Origin of the sequence: Catellatospora sp. TT07R-123, from assembly GCF_018327705.1 — a bacterium.
Taxonomy (GTDB): domain Bacteria; phylum Actinomycetota; class Actinomycetes; order Mycobacteriales; family Micromonosporaceae; genus Catellatospora.
Window position 1 is genome coordinate 3,607,045 of the sequence record NZ_BNEM01000002.1, and the last position, 18,951, is coordinate 3,625,995.

Annotated in this window: 14 protein-coding genes; 3 read left to right on the top strand and 11 right to left on the bottom strand. The window is 71.0% G+C overall.

The window, feature by feature from the left end; translation table 11 throughout:
- Position 1: 1 nt before the first annotated feature.
- Positions 2-1,231, bottom strand: coding sequence for a helix-turn-helix domain-containing protein (locus Cs7R123_RS35905; RefSeq protein ID WP_212833250.1), 1,230 nt, complete (start codon positions 1,229-1,231; stop codon positions 2-4).
- Between the two features lie 231 nt (positions 1,232-1,462).
- Here Cs7R123_RS35905 and Cs7R123_RS35910 point away from each other — a divergent pair, with 231 nt between their 5' ends.
- Positions 1,463-2,173, top strand: coding sequence for a bifunctional DNA primase/polymerase (locus Cs7R123_RS35910; RefSeq protein ID WP_212833252.1), 711 nt, complete (start codon positions 1,463-1,465; stop codon positions 2,171-2,173).
- A gap of 372 nt (positions 2,174-2,545) precedes the next feature.
- Here Cs7R123_RS35910 and Cs7R123_RS35915 read toward each other — a convergent pair whose 3' ends face one another.
- The 9 genes from Cs7R123_RS35915 to Cs7R123_RS35955 form a co-directional block, all read right to left on the bottom strand.
- Positions 2,546-3,640 (bottom strand): branched-chain amino acid aminotransferase, encoded by a 1,095-nt coding sequence (locus Cs7R123_RS35915; protein WP_212833254.1) that lies wholly within the window; start codon positions 3,638-3,640, stop codon positions 2,546-2,548.
- A gap of 147 nt (positions 3,641-3,787) precedes the next feature.
- On the bottom strand, positions 3,788-4,813 hold the full coding sequence (locus tag Cs7R123_RS35920) for a 3-isopropylmalate dehydrogenase (protein WP_212833256.1): 1,026 nt from the start codon (positions 4,811-4,813) through the stop codon (positions 3,788-3,790).
- A gap of 224 nt (positions 4,814-5,037) precedes the next feature.
- Complete coding sequence (locus Cs7R123_RS35925) at positions 5,038-5,586, bottom strand: GNAT family N-acetyltransferase (RefSeq protein WP_212833258.1); 549 nt, start codon at positions 5,584-5,586, stop codon at positions 5,038-5,040.
- An 80-nt stretch (positions 5,587-5,666) separates the two neighbouring features.
- A complete protein-coding gene (locus tag Cs7R123_RS35930) occupies positions 5,667-6,653 on the bottom strand; it encodes a hypothetical protein (RefSeq protein ID WP_212833259.1) in 987 nt (328 codons plus the stop codon).
- 226 nt (positions 6,654-6,879) lie between these two features.
- Positions 6,880-8,481, bottom strand: a complete 1,602-nt coding sequence (serA, locus tag Cs7R123_RS35935) for a phosphoglycerate dehydrogenase (protein ID WP_212833261.1) — start codon at positions 8,479-8,481, stop codon at positions 6,880-6,882.
- A gap of 265 nt (positions 8,482-8,746) precedes the next feature.
- Positions 8,747-9,757, bottom strand: a complete 1,011-nt coding sequence (ilvC, locus tag Cs7R123_RS35940; RefSeq protein WP_212833263.1) for a ketol-acid reductoisomerase — start codon at positions 9,755-9,757, stop codon at positions 8,747-8,749.
- A gap of 109 nt (positions 9,758-9,866) precedes the next feature.
- Positions 9,867-10,385, bottom strand: a complete 519-nt coding sequence (ilvN, locus tag Cs7R123_RS35945; RefSeq protein WP_212833265.1) for an acetolactate synthase small subunit — start codon at positions 10,383-10,385, stop codon at positions 9,867-9,869.
- A complete protein-coding gene (locus Cs7R123_RS35950) occupies positions 10,385-12,205 on the bottom strand; it encodes an acetolactate synthase large subunit (protein ID WP_212833267.1) in 1,821 nt (606 codons plus the stop codon). The genes ilvN and Cs7R123_RS35950 overlap by 1 nt, the downstream gene beginning before the upstream one ends.
- A 182-nt stretch (positions 12,206-12,387) precedes the next feature.
- Positions 12,388-14,742, bottom strand: coding sequence for a bifunctional diguanylate cyclase/phosphodiesterase (locus Cs7R123_RS35955; protein WP_244872360.1), 2,355 nt, complete (start codon positions 14,740-14,742; stop codon positions 12,388-12,390).
- Positions 14,743-14,874: 132 nt separating this feature from the next.
- Here Cs7R123_RS35955 and ilvD point away from each other — a divergent pair, with 132 nt between their 5' ends.
- On the top strand, positions 14,875-16,719 hold the full coding sequence (gene ilvD, locus Cs7R123_RS35960) for a dihydroxy-acid dehydratase (RefSeq protein ID WP_212833268.1): 1,845 nt from the start codon (positions 14,875-14,877) through the stop codon (positions 16,717-16,719).
- A 161-nt stretch (positions 16,720-16,880) separates the two neighbouring features.
- Here ilvD and Cs7R123_RS35965 read toward each other — a convergent pair whose 3' ends face one another.
- Positions 16,881-17,450, bottom strand: coding sequence for a thioredoxin family protein (locus tag Cs7R123_RS35965; protein ID WP_212833269.1), 570 nt, complete (start codon positions 17,448-17,450; stop codon positions 16,881-16,883).
- A gap of 173 nt (positions 17,451-17,623) precedes the next feature.
- On the opposite strand from Cs7R123_RS35965, the gene glyA reads away from it, so the two are divergent.
- The gene (gene glyA, locus Cs7R123_RS35970) at positions 17,624-18,889 is read left to right on the top strand and encodes a serine hydroxymethyltransferase (RefSeq protein WP_212833270.1); all 1,266 of its coding nucleotides are present in this window, start codon (positions 17,624-17,626) and stop codon (positions 18,887-18,889) included.
- Positions 18,890-18,951 lie beyond the last annotated feature (62 nt).

Genomic DNA, 18,951 nt, shown 5'->3' on the forward strand with positions numbered 1-18,951 from the left:
GTCAGACCCCCACACCCATCTGCTCGGCCAGCTCCGCCAGCGCCGCCGTCGGCGTCCCCCGGGTGCGCCGCAGCACGTCGCTGAGCACCTCGTGCGCGATCGGGCGACAGCGGATCTCCGCGGGGGCGAGCAGGTCGCCCTCCAGCAGCATCTCGCCCGCCTTCTCCACGTCGCCGATCTGGGCGTAGCCGCGGGCCATGTCCAGGTAGTGGTGCGCCCGGCGCTCGGGCAGCATCGCGTTGAACGACGCCGGGTCCAGCGAGGAGTGGATGGCCACCGCCATGCCGCCCTCGCCCAGCTCCACGGCGGCCGCGGCGCGGTGCACCTGCACGTTGGTGGGGCCGAAGCTGGTCCAGTAGAAGTTGCGGTCGCCGCCGAGCCCGGCGGCCGCGTCCTGGGCACCGGTGAGCAGGTCGCGCATGGTGGCGCTGTCGCCGATGCAGGAGGCCGCCATGGCGCCCTGGAGCAGCAGGAAGCCGTACACGGACAGGCGGTCGTCGGCGGTCTCGCCGCCGCTGGCCGGGCAGAGCCGGTTGGCGATGTTGACGTTGACCTCCAGCGCGGACCGGTGCCGCCCCAGCGCCCGCAGCGCGTTGGCGACCCGGGTCGTGGCCACGCCCGCCAGCAGCTGGTCCCCGGCGCGCTGCGACACCGCGATGGACCGGTCGGCCGCCAGCCAGGCCAGATCCAGCTCGCCGAGCTTGCGCAGCACCGACGAAGCGATCTGGTACACCTGCCCGAGCAGGTGCGCGGCCTCGCGGGTGTCGTCGGTGCCCGCGTACGCCGTGTCGGCGGCCTGGGCGTCGCGCAGCAGCTTCGGCAGCGCGCGGGCGAGCACGCCGTAGCGGCCGTGCTCCCAGGTCTGCCAGGCGTGCTGGGCGGCCTTGCGCATCTCGGCGATGGGCGGCGGCTCGGGCGGGGCGTAGAAGAACGCGCTGATCTGGTCGTAGCGCTCCAGCGCGGACCGGATCTCGGCGACCTCGATCTGATCGATGCAGTTCACGCTGTCGGGGCGGCGCTCGGGGTCCTTACCGAGCAGCAGCGCCACGTCCAGTTGGAGCACGTCGGCGATCTCGTACACGACGGAGAACTTGTCGAGTCGGCGCACGCCGCGCTCGACCTTGTCCACCCAGCTCTTCGACTTGCCCAGCCGGTCGGCGAAGACCTGCTGCGACATCTTGCGGCGGTTGCGCCAGTACGACACCCGCCGGCCTATGGGCAGCTCGTCCACGTCACAACCCTCCCCTCATCGGGTGTGGGAAACGAGTCGCACAGGCTGTGCGCCCTCGTCCGGTCCGTCACTCGTATCTTCTGATGCAAGTTGCAGTTAGAAAATGCACTGGGACGTCTGCTTACTGGACTGTTGTCGATGTAACGAGCGCCTGAGACCACGGATACGGGCAAGACCGATGTCGATCTATGCCCGTTTTTCGCGGTACCCCGGAAGAGGAGGTCGGGCACCATGCGGTGGCGACACGGACCGTTCGTCAGAAGCCTGCTGCGACGCCGTCTGCGGCACACGGCGCAGCAGTTCGCCGACCACGGCTGGGCGGTGACCCCGGGAGCGTACTTCAACGGCCAGCGCATGGCCTGCGACCGCGCCACCTGCCTGGCCAGCAGCTGCCACCCGCTCCTGACGGACTGGGAGACGCAGTCCAGCACGTTCTCCGCACAACTCGACGAGTGGTGGTCCCTGCACCCGCACGCCGTGCTGCTGCCCACCGGCCACACCTTCGACGTGCTCGAAGTGCCCGCACTGCTGGGCGCCCGCCACGTCTGCGGGCCGCCGACCGGCCCCGGCACCGCCGCCCGCGTCCGCGGACCCGTCGCGGTCACCGCCGCCGGCCGCTGGATGCTCCTGATGAAGCCCGCCACCGCGCTCGCACCCGAACTCGACCACCGGGTCGACGTGCTGCGCCACAGCCTCGGCTCATGGATCCCCGCCCCGCCGACCGTGCTGCCCGAAGGCCCGGTGCGCTGGCAGGTGTCACCCGCACAGGTGAACTGGCAGCTGCCCGACGCCGACGCGTTGCAGCAGTCGCTCGTCCGCTCGTTGGTCAGCCTGGACGCGTCGTTCCTGGACCTGCCCCTCACCGCGCGGCGGCGGCTCGCCCCGCCTCCGCGCATCGGTCGCCCGCCGACCATGCAGGCCGCGCTGCGACGCGCCGGCTGATCGTCCACACCGGAGCCATCCCTCGCCACCGCGCTGCCGCAGGCAGCACTGAGCGACCGCCCACCTGCGCGGTCGTTGATCGGGGTATCGAGGAGGTCCGACATGGCAACTGACAACGTAGAACGGGCCCTGGCACACGTCGAGTCCCAATTCGGGGTCATACGATCGTCATCGGCCCGCTGGGCCGGCACCCGCCCGTACGGCGCCCGCCCCGGCGGCGGCTCCCGCCCGACCGGAACCCGCCCCGCCAGCACCCACCGCCCGGTCCGCTGAGCGGGCCGTCGCACTGCGGCGGTGATCACGATTTCGGGTCACTACCTGCCGTTTGGCAGCAGGTAGTGACCCGAAATGCTGATCATCCCCGGACGCGGATCAGATGGTGGTGGTCCAGCCGTGGGGGTCGGGGAGGCGGCCGTACTGGATGTCGACCAGGGTCTGGCGCAGCGAGGTCGCGGCCTGGCCGGCGGTGCCGTCGCCCATCGTGAAGTCGCCGTCGGTGCCGCGGACGGTGCCGATCGGGGTCAGCACGGCGGCCGTGCCGCAGGCGAACGCCTCGACGATCTCGCCGCCGCGGGCGCCGTCCCGCCACTCGTCGATCGAGACGGGACGCTCCTCGACGGAGTAGCCCTGCTCCTTGGCCAGCGTGATCACCGAGTCGCGGGTGATGCCGGGCAGGATCGCGCCGTTCAGCGGCGGAGTGATCATGGTGCCGTCCCTGCGCACCAGGAACACGTTCATGCCGCCGAGCTCGTCGATGTACTTGCGCTCCGCCGCGTCGAGGTAGACGACCTGGTCGCAGCCGCGCTCGGTCGCCTCGGCCTGGGCGGCCAGACCGGCGGCGTAGTTGCCGCCGCACTTGGCCGCGCCGGTGCCGCCGGGCGCCGCCCGGGTGTAGTCGTTCGACACCCAGATCGTCACCGGCTTGACCCCGCCGGAGAAGTACGGCCCGACCGGCGAGGCGATCAGCACGTACAGGTACTCCCGCGCCGGGCGCACGCCGAGGAAGACCTCGCTGGCGTACTGGAACGGCCGCAGGTAGAGGCTGCCCTCGGTGCTGGTCGGCACCCAGGCGCGGTCGATGTCGACCAGCTGCCGGATCGAGCCGAGGAACAGCTCGGTGGGCAGCGGCGCCATCGCCATCCGGTGCGCCGACTCGACGAACCGGGACGCGTTGGCCTCCGGACGGAACAGGCCGATCTTGCCGTCGGCCCGGTTGTATGCCTTGAGGCCCTCGAAGATCTCCTGGGCGTAGTGCAGGACGGCGGTCGCCGGGTCGAGCGGGATCGGCGCCCGCGCCTCGACCCGGGCGTCGTACCAGCCCTTGCCCTCGGCGTATCGGATCGTCACCATGTGGTCGGTGAAGATGCGTCCGAAGCCGGGGTTGACCAGGAGCGCTTCCCGCTCAGTGGCCGATACCGGTTGTGAACTCGGACGGATCTCGAAGTCGATCGTGCCACCGCCGCTCATGCGCGCTGCCCTCCATCATTCAAAGGTCCGGGGAAAACTTACCTCTAACGCTCGTTAAACCCCAGCCCATGCGATGTACCAGGCAGAAAGCAGATCGCCCGGCCACCTCACGGACCGGGCGAACGTGTCATTCTCGCGGCCGTGTGGTCATGCTACGAGTACGGATACTCGGTCGCCGACCTCAGCCGTGCGGATCGTCTGTCCCGGCGTGCGCCCGGACAGTTCGGTCGAAACCGCCTCCTCGACCTTGCGCGCCTCGTCCGCGTAGCCCAGGTGCTCCAGGCACATGGCCACCGACAGGATCGCCGCCACCGGGTCGGCCTTGCCCTGGCCCGCGATGTCCGGCGCCGAGCCGTGCACCGGCTCGAACATGGACGGGAAGGCGCGGGTCGGGTTGATGCAGCCGCTCGCGGCCAGGCCGATGCCGCCGGTGACCGCGGCCGCGATGTCGGTCAGGATGTCGCCGAACAGGTTGTCGGTGACGATCACGTCGTAGCGCTGCGGGTTCGTGACCATGAACATGGCGGCCGCGTCGACGTGCTGGTATTCGGTGGTGATGTCGGGGAACTCCGCCGCCACCGCGGCGAACGTGCGCGCCCACAGGCCGCCCGCGTGGGTCAGCACGTTGGTCTTGTGGACCATGGTGACCTTGCGGCGGGGGCGCTTGCCCGCGCGCTCGAACGCGTCGCGGATGACCCGCTCCACGCCGTGGCGGGTGTTCAGGCTCTCCTCGGTGGCGACCTCGTGCGGGGTGCCGCGGTGCATGCCGCCGCCGGCGCCCGCGTACAGGCCCTCGGTGCCCTCGCGGACCACCACGAAGTCGATCTCGCCGGGCTTGACGCCGGCCAGCGGGCCGCTGGTGTTCGGCCACAGGCGCGAGGGGCGCAGGTTCACGTACTGGTCGAAGTCGAAGCGCAGCTTCAGCAGCAGGCCCCGCTCCAGCACGCCCGGCGGCACGGTCGGGTCGCCGACGGCGCCGAGCAGGATGGCGTCGTGCTGGGCCAGCTCGTCGCGCACCGAGTCGGGGAACACCTCGCCGGTGCGGTGGTAGCGCGCCGCGCCGAGGTCATAGGCCGTGGTCTCCACACCTGGCAGCACCGCGTCCAGGACCTTCAGGCCCTCCGCGACCACCTCGGTGCCGATCCCGTCTCCGGCCACCACCGCAATGCGCATTCCGACTCGCCCCTCACTTGCCCCACCGGCACCCACGCCGAACGTCCTACCGAACGTTAAGCCCATTTCCCACCCCACGGTACACCCGTACCACCATGCGGACACCGCACCGCACGACCAGCATGTCGATCAGGAAGCTGTGCCCTCGACACGCCGTCGAACCGTGCCAAAGGTTCATGATCGACGGGGCCGTCGGCCCGGCCGAGGGCGGCGGGGCCGGCGGGCTACTGGGGGCGGTGGTCGCCGACGAGGCGGCCGCTGCGGATGAGGTGGCGCTTGGAGGCGCCGGGGATGTTGCGGGCGGGTTCGGCGTCGGGCTGGCTGCTGCGGACGAAGAGGGTCACCGTGACGGCGGGGGCGAAGCCGTTGCGGGACATCAGGGTGGCCGAGGCGTTGTTCGAGCTCTCGACGTCGGTGACGACGCGGCTCGCGCCACCCTCGAACAGGGCCTCGCAGCACGCGTTCACCAGGCGCCCGGCGATGCCCCGGCCCTGGTACGCCGGGTCCACCGCGATCCACTCCAGGTAGCCCCAGTCGTCACGCAGCTCGAACGTCTGCGAGCCGAGCACGAAGCCGACCACGGTCTCGCCGTCCAGCGCCACCCAACAGGCGCTGTCGCCGCTGTCGAGATGCTCGGCGACCGCGGTCAGCGACCACGACGTGTACGGCTTGACCGAGGTGTCGAACACCCGGTTGCCGAGGTCCAGCACCTGGCGCAGGTGCTCCAGCCCGACCGGCGCGATGACGATCTCCGTCGGCGACGCATCACTCATAACCGAAGCGTGCCACGGATCGGGGGCGCGGCAGCGCATTCACCAGGGCATGCCGCGGTCGGCCGTTCGGCCGACATCGGTCAGAAGACCCAACCGGTCAGTTCGGCGCGCTGAACGGGTTCGGCGCCGTCGTAGTCGGAGTCCGCCCAGGCTTCGCGGTGGTAGGCCAGGGCCGCCGCCAGGGCCCGGTCGACCGGTTCGGCCAGCCAGAACTCGTCGATCATGAGGAACCGGTCGCCGCCGCGCAGGGTCCACAGCGCGTACCGGCGGCGCAGGCCGCGGTATTCGCTGCGGGCCACGATCTCCTCGGGGTCGGCGACCTCGATCAGCAGCCCGGTCTCCGGCCGGTCGTCCAGCCGCAGGCCGAGGCTGACGACCTCCGACCAGGGCACGGTGACCCGCATCGCCCGCAGCCAGATCCCGTCCGCGTCGACCCGGGCCAGCACGGAGTGGGTGCCGACCCGGTACCGGCGGTACACGAGCAGCATGGCCACGGCCGGGACGATCAGCACCAGGCCGAAGGTCAGCCCCCAGGCGAGCACGTCCTTGAGGTTGATCCGCTGGCCGGGCAGCACCTCGTCGAGCGTCGCCTGCTCGACCCGCAGCCGCCAGATCAGCAGGGCGACGAAGGCCAGCGGCAGGAACGCCCCGATCAGGGCCCGGGACGAGCGCCAGGGCAGCGCCCGCAGGGCCACGGGCTCGGGCTCGGCTCCTTCGGCCAGCGCGAGCCGCAGCGGCACGAGGTCGCGGCGCACCCGCCAGTCCCGCCCGTTGATGACCAGGAAGGCCGCGAACGCTGTCAGCACGAGCAGCAGCCCGACGATGACAGCCGCACCGAACGTCCACGTCGGTTGTCCGGCGATCAGCATCGCGCCGACGAGGAACGACGCGAGCAGCAGCAGCATGCTGATGTCCACGGTGCGCCGGGAGTCGGTCAGGCGTCTGGCCAGCGCGGCGGAGTCGACGGCCGGGTCGGCCGTGGCTGTGCCGGCGGCGGGGCGCGCAGCGGTGTCGGCGCGGCCCGGGTGGTCCGGGCCGAGGTCGAGCTGGGAGTGCATACGGGTCATCATTTCGCATCTCGTGCCCGGATGCGGCCCCATCGCGCACAGACGACCGGCCCGGGCGGAAACTGCGGCAAACAGTTCCACCCGGGCCGGTCGGTGATTGCTGTGTCGCGTCGCGTACGAACGGACCGGATCACCCGAAGACCCGTCCCTCCGTGCCCGCGCCGCGGGCGTCCGTAGTGGACTCTTGCAGGCTACCGAGCGCGTACGACGCTGTGCAAGCGTCTGCTTACTCCTCGGTGAGATCCACGGCGCTGACCGAGACCGCGCCGATGTTCTCCGCCGCGCGCTGCAGCAGGTCGGCGGGGACCGGCGAGTCGACGGTCAGCGTCATCAGCGCCTCGCCGCCGGCCTCGCGCCGGGCCACCTGCATCGCCGCGATGTTCACGCCGACTGCGCCCAGGACGGTGCCGACCGCGCCGACCACGCCCGGACGGTCCGAGTAGCGGAAGAACAGCAGGTTGCCCTCGGCGTCCAGCTCCAGGTCGAAGCCGTCGAGCTCGGTAAGCTTGATCTGCTCGCGCAGGCCGTGGCTGACCACCGCGCCCGCGACGCTGACGGTGCGCCCGTCGGTGAGCGCGCCGCGCACCGTGACCAGGTTCTTGTGCTCGTTGACCTCGGGGTTGGTGAACAGGTTGATCTCCACGCCGCGGTCGGCCGCGATCAGCGGCGCGTTGACGTAGGTGACCTGCTCCTCGACGATCGAGCTGAACAGGCCCTTGCTCGCGGCCAGCTTCAGCACCGACACGTCGTGCTGCTCGACGATCTCGCCGCGCACCTCGACGGTGATGCTGGCGGCCACGCCGCCCGCGATCGCGGTGAAGACCCGGCCGAGCTTCTCGGCCAGCGGCAGCAGCGGCCGCACCTCCTCGGCGACGACACCGCCGGCCTGCACGTTCACCGCGTCGGGCACGAACTCGCCCTGCAGGGCCAGCTTGACGCTCTTGGCCACGGCCAGGCCGGCCTTGTCCTGCGCCTCGTGGGTCGAGGCGCCCAGGTGCGGGGTGGCCACGACGTTGTCGAAGGCGAACAGCGGCGACGTGGTGCACGGCTCCTTGAGGTACACGTCGATGCCGGCGCCGGCGACGCGGCCGTCGGCCAGCGCCTCGGCCAGCGCGTCCTCGTCGATCAGACCGCCGCGCGCGGCGTTGATGATGCGCACCTCGGGCTTGACGAGCTGGAGCTCCTTGGCGCCGATCAGGCCCACGGTCTCCGGGGTCTTCGGCAGGTGGATCGAGATGAAGTCGCTCTCGCGCAGCAGCTCCTCCAGGCCCACCAGGCGCACGCCGAGCTGGGCGGCGCGGGCCGGCTGCACGTAGGGGTCGTACGCGATGAGGCGGGTGCCGAAGGCGGCGATGCGCTGGGCGAACAGCACGCCGATGCGGCCGAGGCCGACGACGCCGACGGTCTTGCCCTGGAGCTCGACGCCGGTGTACTTCGAGCGCTTCCACTCGCCGTTCTTCAGGGCCGACGACGCCGACGCGGTGTTGCGCGCCACGGCCAGCAGCAGCGCCAGGGCCTGCTCGGCGGCGGACACGATGTTCGAGGTCGGCGCGTTCACGACCATGACACCGCGCGCCGTGGCCGCGGGCACCTCGACGTTGTCGAGACCGACGCCGGCGCGGGCGACGACCTTCAGCCTCGGCGCGGCGGCGATCGCCTCTGCGTCGATCTTGGTGGCGCTCCGCACGATCACGGCGTCGGCTTCGGCCAGCGCGGCAAGCAGTGCCGCCCGGTCGGTGCCGTCGACGTGACGCACGTCGAAGTCGTACGCCAGCACGTCGAGCGCGGCGGGAGCGAGTTCTTCGGCAATGAGAACGACGGGAGTCACAGCTTGCCTCACGACTGAGAGTTGGATGACTTGATGCCCGGAACCGCCGCATTGCGTTCGGGGCCTACCCCGGCGATGTTACGGGCTTCGGACGGGTTCGCACGCCGAAGGCGGCCCGTGACCGTCCTCACGTTTGTCCTGCTCAGTCCGGATCAACCCGGGACGCGAAAGGTAGCCGGGCCGCGCCGAGGGATCGCCTCGGGCGCGGCCCGGTAGGCCCGACCGCCGTTGTCAGCGGTCTGGCTGCTTCATGGGGAGGAAGTGATCAGGCGGTCTCGGTGAGCGGCCGGTCGACCCAGCTCATCATGGCGCGCAGCTTGGCGCCGGTCTCCTCGATCGGGTGCACGGCACCCTGCTCCTGGAGCTTGGTGAAGTTGTGGCGGCCGTTGTCGTCCTCGGCGACCCACTCGCGGGCGAACTCGCCGTTCTGGATCTCGCCCAGGATGCGCTTCATCTCCTCCTTGACCCGGCTGTCGATGACGCGCGGGCCGCGGGTGACGTCGCCGTACTCGGCGGTGTCGGAGACGCTGTAGCGCATGCGGGCGATGCCGCCCTCGTACATGAGGTCGACGATGAGCTTCAGCTCGTGCAGGCACTCGAAGTAGGCCACCTCGGGGGCGTAGCCCGCCTCGGTCAGCACCTCGAACCCGGTCTGGACCAGCGCGGAGGCGCCACCGCAGAGGACGGCCTGCTCACCGAACAGGTCGGTCTCGGTCTCCTCCTTGAACGTGGTCTTGATGACACCGGCCCGGCTGCCGCCGATCGCCTTGGCGTACGACAGCGCCAGCGCCTGCGCGCCGCCGGTGGCGTCCTGCTCGATGGCGATGAGGCACGGCACGCCCTTGCCGTCGACGTACTGGCGGCGCACCAGGTGGCCGGGGCCCTTCGGGGCGACCATCGCGACGTCCACGTCCGCCGGCGGGGTGATCAGGCCGTAGCGGATGTTGAAGCCGTGGCCGAAGAACAGCGCCTTGCCGGCGGTCAGGTTCGGCGCGATCGACTCGGCGTAGATGAAGCGCTGCGCGGTGTCGGGCGCGAGGATCATGATCACGTCGGCCTCGGCGGCCGCCTCGGCGGGGGTGAGCACCCGCAGACCCTGCTCCTCGGCCTTGGCGCGGCTCTTCGAGCCCTCCTTCAGGCCGACGCGCACGTCGACGCCCGAGTCCCGCAGCGACAGCGCGTGGGCGTGGCCCTGGCTGCCGTACCCGATGACGGCGACCTTGCGTCCCTGGATGATCGACAGGTCGGCGTCGTCGTCGTAGAAGATCTCAACCATTCTCGTTCCCTCTCAAAGCTCTCGCCGCGCGACAGGCATCTTCGCCCGCTGACGGCGCTGCGGTTGACGCGGACCGGGCCGCGTCTCACCAGGTGATCGTCTTGGGTGGTCAGGCAGCCAAACGAAGGGCGGGGTTGGCGGTGATGCTGCGCGAGCCGCGGCCGATGGCGACCAGGCCCGACTGCACCATCTCCTTGATGCCGTACGGCTCCAGGTCGCGCACCAGCGCGTCCAGCTTCTCGGCGGTGCCGGTCGCCTCGATGGTCAGCGCGTCCGGGGCGACGTCGACGACCTTCGCCCGGAACAGCTCGACCGTCTCCAGCACCTGCGAGCGCACCGGCCGGTCCGCGCGCACCTTGACCAGCAGCAGCTCGCGCTGCACCGCGGTGCTGGGTTCCAGCTCCACGATCTTCAGCACGTTCACGAGCTTGTTGAGCTGCTTGGTGACCTGCTCCAGCGGCTGCTCGTCGGCGTTGACCACGACGGTGATCCGGGAGACCTCGGGGTGCTCGGTCTCCCCCACCGCCAGCGAGTCGATGTTGAACCCGCGCCGCGAGAACAGCCCGGCCACCCGCGCCAGGACACCGGGTTTGTTCTCCACGAGCACGGAAAGCGTGTGCTTGCTCATCAGATGTCGTCCTCGTCGAAGTTCGGGCGGACGCCGCGGGCGAACTGGATCTCGTCGTTGCTGGTGCCGGCGGCCACCATCGGCCACACCATGGCGTCCTTGCCGACCACGAAGTCGATCACGACGGGGGCGTCGTTGATCGCCATGGCCGCCTCGATGGTCTTGTCGACGTCCTCGGCGGACTCGCAGCGCATGCCGATGCAGCCCAGCGCCTCGGCCAGCTTCACGAAGTCGGGGATGCGGTGCTTGTGCGTGCCCAGGTCGGTGTTGGAGTAGCGCTCGTTGTAGAACAGCGTCTGCCACTGACGCACCATGCCCAGGTTGCCGTTGTTGATCACGGCGACCTTGATCGGGATGCCCTCCAGCGCGCAGGTGGCCAGCTCCTGGTTGGTCATCTGGAAGCAGCCGTCGCCGTCGATCGCCCACACCACCGTGTCCGGCTTGCCGGTCTTGGCGCCCATGGCGGCCGGCACGGCGTAGCCCATGGTGCCCAGGCCGCCGGAGTTGAGCCAGGTGGCCGGCTTCTCGTACGAGATGAACTGGCTGGCCCACATCTGGTGCTGCCCGACGCCCGCGCAGTAGATCGCGTCCGGCCCGGCGATCTCGCCCAGCCGCTTGATCACGTACTGCGGGGCCAGGGTGCCGTCCTCCGGCTCCTCCCAGCCCAGCGGGTAGCGGGTGCGCAGGTCGTTGAGCTGCTTGTTCCACTCCGGCCGCGGCGGGTGGGTCTCGCCCTTCAGCGCCGTGATCAGCTCCTCGATCACGTGCTTGACGTCACCCACGATCGGCACGTCCGCGTGGCGGTTCTTGCCGATCTCGGCCGGGTCGATGTCGGCGTGGATGATCTGGGCGTCCGGGGCGAAGCTGTCCAGCTTGCCGGTGACCCGGTCGTCGAAGCGCGCGCCCAGGGTGATCAGCAGGTCGCTGCGCTGGAGCGCGTACACCGCCGACACGGTGCCGTGCATGCCCGGCATGCCCATGTGCTGCGCGTGCGAGTCGGGGAACGCCCCGCGCGCCATCAGCGTGGTCACCACCGGGATGCCGGTCAGCTCGGCCAGCTCCTTGAGCACGTCGGTGGCCTGGGCCTTGAGCACACCGCCGCCGACGTACAGCACGGGGCGCTTGGCGGAGGTGATCAGGCGCGCGGCCTCGCGGATCTGCTTGCCGTGCGGGTGCAGCGTGGGCCGGTAGCCGGGCAGGTCCAGCGTCGGCGGCCAGCTGAACGTGGTCTGCGCCTGGAGCACGTCCTTGGGGATGTCGACCAGCACCGGGCCGGGGCGGCCGGTCGCGGCCAGGTGGAACGCCTCGGCCAGCACCCGGGGCAGGTCCTCGGGGGACTGCACCAGGAAGTTGTGCTTGGTGATCGGCAGGGTGATGCCCTGGATGTCCGCCTCCTGGAAGGCGTCGGTGCCGATCGCGGGCCGGGCGACCTGGCCGGTGATCGCCACCAGCGGCACCGAGTCCATGTACGCGTCGGCGATCGGCGTCACCAGGTTCGTCGCGCCGGGGCCGGAGGTCGCCATGCACACGCCGACCTTGCCGGTGGCCTGGGCGTACCCGGTGGCCGCGTGGCCGCCGCCCTGCTCGTGCCGGACCAGGATGTGGCGGACCTTCGAGTCGAACAGCGGGTCGTACGCCGGCAGGATCGCCCCGCCGGGGATGCCGAACACCACCTCTACGCTGAGCGCCTCCAGTGACTTGACGAGGCTCTGTGCACCGGTGCACGGAACAGGTGCGATCTGGGCGCCGGGCGCCGCGGGCGGCGCCGACCGCTGCGCCGCGGCCCGCTGGGCCAGGGACTCAGGGCTTGGTCTAGTCATTTCCGATCACCTTTGACTCTGAAGGTCACGTCGTTGAAGCCCGGCCAACAAAAAAGCCCTCGTGCAAAAAACGCACGGGGGCCAGCGCACTCTCCTCAGGATGAGAGTGCGCTCAGGTAAGTACTCGGGCAGACGGCCGAGAGGTCGACATGGGCTCAGCTTGACGCATCTCAGCCGCTGAGTCAACTACTCCCGGATGTTGGGACGGCAGTGTCGTGACGTTCGGTTCCTCCGCCGACCAGGCCGTGCAGACCCATCGTCCTGACCGGGTTACCGGAAGGTTTCGGCACCCCGCTCGGGCGCGGCTGGCCGCTCTGCCCGGCCTGCCCCCCGGTCGATGAGGCGACCAGCATCGCCTCCAGGTGCTCGGCCGGGACCCCCATCCCGAACAGCTGGCCCTGCCCGTACGGGCAGCCCGTCGCCTCGACCAGTTTGCGGTGCTGCGTCTCGCTCATGCCTTCGGCGATCACCTGGAGGCCCAGCCGCTGGCCCAGGCGCACCACGACGTCCACCATCGGCGCGCCCGGCCCCTGGTCGGTCGGGCCGTCGATGACCAGGCTCCGGTCGATCTTGAGGATGTCCACCGGCATGTTGCGCAGCTGCCCGAGTGACGAATATCCCGCCCCGAAGTCGTCCAGCGCGATGCGCACCCCGAGCGCCCGCAGCGCCGTCAGTGCCCGCTGGAACTCGTCGACGTCGGTGGCGACCGCGTGCTCGGTCACCTCCAGCACCAGCCGCGACGGCGCCACCCCGTGCTGGCGCAGCACCTCCTTGACCCCGGTGACATACCGGCTGGAGTGCAGCTCGCGGGGCGAGATGTTGACCGACACCCACACGTCGTGGCCGTCGGCGACCCAGCGCGACAGCTGGCGGCAGGCGGTGGACAGCACCCAGGCGCCCAGTGCCTCGATCTGGCCGGTCTCCTCCGCGATCGGGATGAAGTCCAGCGGGCTGACCTGGCCCAGCTCGGGATGCTTCCACCGGATCAGCGCCTCGGCGCCGACGATGCCCAGCTTGGGCAGGGCCACCACCGGCTGGTAGACCAGTGAGAACTCGTTGCGGGCGATCGCGGTGCGCAGCGCGTGCTCGATGGCGGTGCGTTCGCGCAGCTGGCGGTCGTACACCTCGTCGTAGAGCTCGACCCGGTTCTTGCCGCGCTGCTTGGCCGAGCGCAGCGCCAGGTCGGCGTTGCGCAGCAGCGTCGGCACGGTGTCGGCCTCGGCGCACCCGGCCAGGCCGATGCTGGCCGACAGGAAGATGTCGGCCGCGCCGTGCTGGTACGGCCGGGCCAGGACGGTCAGCAGGCGCTGGGCGACCTTGGCCGCCTCGGCCTGCTTGGCCCACATCAGCACCGCGAACTCGTCACCGCCCAGCCGCGCCGCGAGGTCGCCGGGGCGCAGGTTGAGCCGCAGCCGCTGCCCGACCTCGATCAGCACCGCGTCGCCCACGTCGTGGCCGCGCATGTCGTTGACGTTCTTGAAGCCGTCCAGGTCGAGGGTGAGCAGCACGCACGGCGGACCGTTCACCGCGTCGAGATACAGCGTGCGCAGCAGGCCCCGGCGGTTGGCCAGGCCGGTCAGCGGGTCGGTGTGGGCCAGCTCCCGGAAGTGCGACTCGCTGTCGGCCAGCCGCTGGTTGGCCCGGCGCACGTCGAGGATGGCCAGATACTGCCGCCCCGCCATGAAGAAGCCGTTGGAGATGCCGACCAGCGCCGTGACCATCTCGATGCCCTGGCTCTGGGTGTATCCGTGCACCGCGACGAACGAGATCGCGAGCACCGGCACCAGGCCGGTGGCGAGGCCCGAGCTCGGCGAGGCCGACTCGGTGTCGTGGGAGCGCGGCTGCGGCGCCGGGCCGACGAACCACAGCGCCGCGCCCGCCGGGATCATCAGGCCGCCCAGCACCACCAGCAGGGCCCAGCCCGCGCAGGCGCCGAGCGCGACCGAGGTCATGCCGACCGAGGCCAGCGCGGCGCCCGCGCTGTGGCGCAGCAGCGGCCCGCGGCGCAGCTGCGCCCGCACCACCAGCACCACGCTCAACCCCACCACCACGCAGGTGAGCACGGTGGCCATCAGCACCGGCATGCACGTCTTGGGCACGGCGGTGTTCATGCCGTGGCCGTGCGGGTGGATGCTGAGCAGCACCGTCCACAGCACGATGAACAGGGCCGAGGCGCCCATCAGCGACTCGAGCATCAGGCGCAGCCGGGCCCCGTCGCCGACCACCTGGTCGGTGATCTCCAGCAGGGCCGCGACCAGCAGCAGCGCCGCCACCGAGGCGGGCAGCCCGAGCAGCCCGCCGAGCATGATGCGGCTGCCGACCCGGTCGTCCCAGCCGTCGTCCCAGCGCATGGTGTGCAACCAGGCGATCGGGGCCGCCACCGCATAGAGAACCAGCGCGCCGGCGCACAGCCGGTTCGCGCGGACGACCAGGCCCTGCTGGTCGGCCAGCCGATTGGTCGCCATTGCCCAGACCGCGGGCACAGCGGTCACCACGCTCGCCAGTACGGCTATCGCGAGCCCCGGGGGGAGGTCCACGGATCCACTCTGCCCGAGCATTGCGCACAAAGCGAGACACGGTGTGCGACATTCCCCCCGCCGACCGTCCCGAGAGTTGGACACGTCCGCGCTGAGCTGGGCGCGCTCCCGTACGAGTGACACACTTGCGACATGCCCGAGTTGCGTTCCCGTACGTCCACCCACGGTCGCACGATGGCCGGCGCCCGAGCCCTGTGGCGCGCCACCGGCATGACCGACGACGATTTCGGCAAGCCGATCGTCGCGATCGCCAACAGCTTCACCCAGTTCGTGCCGGGCCACGTACACCTCAAGGACCTCGGCGGCCTCGTCGCCGACGCGGTGTTCGAGGCGGGCGGCGTCGGGCGCGAGTTCAACACCATCGCCGTGGACGACGGCATCGCCATGGGCCACGGCGGCATGCTCTACTCGCTGCCCAGCCGCGAGCTGATCGCCGACGCGGTCGAGTACATGGTGAACGCGCACTGCGCCGACGCGCTGGTCTGCATCTCGAACTGCGACAAGATCACCCCCGGCATGCTGCTGGCCGCGCTGCGCCTCAACATCCCCACCGTGTTCGTCTCCGGCGGCCCGATGGAGGCCGGCAAGACCGTCGCGGTCGAGGGCGTGGTGCACACCAAGCTCGACCTGATCGACGCCATGGTCGCCGCCTCCGACGACAAGGTCAGCGACGAGCAGCTCGGCCGCATCGAGCGCTCCGCCTGCCCGACCTGCGGCTCCTGCTCCGGCATGTTCACCGCCAACTCGATGAACTGCCTCACCGAGGCGATCGGCCTGGCGCTGCCCGGCAACGGCTCGACCCTGGCCACGCACGCCGCCCGCAAGGCGCTGTTCGAGCGGGCCGGTTCGCTGATCGTCGAGCTGTGCAAGCGCTACTACGACGGCGACGACGCCTCGGTGCTGCCGCGCGCCATCGCCAGCCGCGAGGCGTTCGAGAACGCGGTCGCGCTCGACGTGGCCATGGGCGGCTCGACCAACACCGTGCTGCACCTGCTGGCCGCCGCGCGCGAGGCCGAGCTCGACTTCGGCGTGGCCGACATCGACGCGATCTCGCGCCGGGTGCCGTGCCTGGCCAAGGTCGCGCCCAACAGCCAGCAGTACCACATGGAGGACGTGCACCGCGCCGGCGGCATCCCGGCCCTGATGGGCGAGCTGAACCGGGGCGGGAAGCTGCACACCGGCGTCCACTCGGTGCACTCGCCCGACCTGGAGAGCTGGCTGGCCGACTGGGACATCCGCAGCGGCAGCACGCTGCCCGAGGCGGAGAAGCTGTTCCACGCCGCGCCGGGCGGGGTGCGCACCACGCAGCCGTTCAGCACCGAGAACGTGTGGTCCACGCTGGACACCGACGCCGCGGGCGGCTGCATCCGCTCCGTCGAGCACGCGTACACCGTCGACGGCGGCCTGGCGATCCTGCACGGCAACCTCGCCCCGGACGGCGCGGTGGTCAAGACCGCGGGCGTCGGCGAGGAGAGCCTGCGCTTCCGCGGCCCCGCCAAGGTGTTCGAGTCGCAGGACGACGCCGTCACCGCCATCCTCGCCAACGAGATCGTCGCCGGCGACGTCGTCGTGATCCGGTACGAGGGCCCGCGCGGCGGCCCCGGCATGCAGGAGATGCTCTACCCGACCTCGTTCCTCAAGGGCCGGGGCCTGGGCAAGGCCTGCGCACTGATCACCGACGGCCGGTTCTCCGGCGGCACCAGCGGCCTGTCCATCGGGCACATCTCGCCCGAGGCGGCCGGCGGCGGCCTCATCGCCCTGGTCGAGAACGGCGACACCATCGCGATCGACATCCCCGCCCGCACCCTGGAGCTGGAAGTCGACGCGGACGTCCTCGCCGAGCGCCGCCTCCACCAGGACAAGCGCGAAAAGCCGTACACCCCGGTGAACCGCGACCGCCCGGTCTCCGCCGCCCTGCGCGCCTATGCCTCCATGGCCACCAGCGCCTCCGACGGCGCCTACCGCCGCGTCCCGTAACCCCCGCCCGCGCGGCGCCCCCGCCGGGGGCGCCGCGCCCCGTCGATCATGAACTTATGGGCAGGTTCGACGGTGTGCCGCGGGCACAGCTTCCTGATCAACATGCGAGAGGCGCCGTCCCGACAGCCGGGGCGGCGCCTCTCGCATGCAGGGGGCAGGGCTTAGGCGGGTTCGTTTTCTGGGCGCCATTTGATGGAGCAGCCGCTGCTGGGGTGGTGGGGTTCGGGGACGGGGGTGCCGGCGAGGACGTGGTCGATGGCGGCGGCCAGGGCGGCGCCGGTCACCGGGGTGTCGTTGCGGGGGCGGGAGTCGTCGAACTGGCCGCGGTAGGCGAGCTTGCGTTCGGCGTCGTAGAGGAACAGGTCGGGGGTGCAGGCGGCGCGGTACGCCAGGGCGACCTGCTGGTCGGCGTCGTACAGGTACGGGAACGCGAACCCGGCCCGGTGCGCCTGCTCGACCAGCCGCGCGGGCGCGTCGTCGGGATAGTTCTCCACGTCGTTGGCGCTGATCGCGACGACGGCCAGCCCCTTCGTCGCGTAGCTCGCGGCGAGCTCGCCGAACACCTTCTCGACGTGTTTGACGTACGGGCAGTGGTTGGAAAGGAACGCGACCAGCAGCGCCGGCGAGTCCGCGAAGTCCTTCAGCGCCACCGGATCCCCGCTGATCGCCGACGGCAGCGAGAAGTCCGGCGCCGGCGTCCCGAGATCCACCATGAACGAGTTGACAGCCATGCCGACCATTCTCCCCTGCCCGGTGGCCGCCGTAACGAAACGATCAGGAAGCTGTGCCCGCAACACGCCGTCGAACCTGCCCATAAGTTCATGATCAACGCGGTGGAGGGTGCGGCCGGGGCGGGGCGGGGGCGGGGATAGGGTGAGGGTGAGGTGGGGAGAAGGGGGCTGGGATGCACGAGCCGGGGTTGCGGCATCTGGCGGCGGCGGATCCGACGCTGGCGGCGCTGGTCGAGGGTGAGGCGCAGCGGCAGCACGACAAGCTGCGCATGATCGCCTCGGAGAACTACGTCTCCACGGCCGTGCTGGAAGCCTGCGGGACCGTGCTGAACAACAAGTACTCCGAGGGGTATCCCGGCAAGCGGTACTACGAGGGCCAGCAGTTCTGCGACCAGATCGAGGCGCTGGCGATCGAGCGGGCCAAGGCGCTGTTCGGCACCGAGCACGCCAACGTGCAGACATACTCCGGCTCGCCCGCCAATCTGGCCGTCTACCTGGCCTTCATGGACCCGGGCGACAAGTTCCTGTCGCTGGAGCTGGCCCAGGGCGGCCACCTGACGCACGGCTCGCCGGTGTCGGCGACGGGCAAGTGGTTCCGCCCGGTGCACTACACGGTCGGCCGCGAGTCCGGCCGCATCGACCTGGACCAGGTCCGCGACATCGCCCGCAACGAGCGCCCCAAAATGATCTTCTGCGGGGGTACGGCGATCCCGCGCACCATCGACTTCCCCGCCTTCGCCGCGATCGCGCAGGAGGTCGGGGCGATCCTGGTCGCCGACATCGCGCACATCGCGGGCCTGATCGCGGGCGGCGCCCACCCCTCACCGGTCGGATACGCCGACGTGATCACCACCACCACGCACAAGACCCTGCGCGGCCCACGCGGCGCCATGATCATGGCGAAGCCGGAGCACGCCGCCGCCATCGACAAGGCCGTCTTCCCCGGCCTGCAGGGCGGCCCGCACAACCACACCACGGCGGGCATCGCGGTGGCGCTGCACGAGGCGGCGCAGCCGACCTTCCAGGCGTACGCGCACCAGGTCGTCGCCAACGCCAGGGCCCTGGCCGCCGCCCTGACCGGACACGGCTTCGACCTCGTCTCCGGCGGCACCGACAACCACCTGCTGCTCATCGACCTCACCGGCAAGGGCGTCGAGGGCAAGCCCGCCGCCAAGGCGCTGGACGCGGCCGGGATCGAGCTCAACTTCAACACGGTGCCGTACGACCCGCGCAAGCCCTGGAGCCCGTCCGGCATCCGGCTCGGCACCGCCGCGCTCACCACCCGGGGCCTGACCGAGCAGCACATGCCGCAGGTCGCCGCGTGGATGGCCGAGGCCGTCGCCGCTACGGCCGCCGCCGACACCGCCACCCTGGACCGGATCGCGGGCGAGGTCCGCGACCTGCTCAAGGGCTTCCCGATGCCGGGCTACACCGACTGAGGCAGCCGCCGCGCCGCACCCCGGCGGCGCGTGATCGTGGGACCACCGGGCCGCGATCGGCG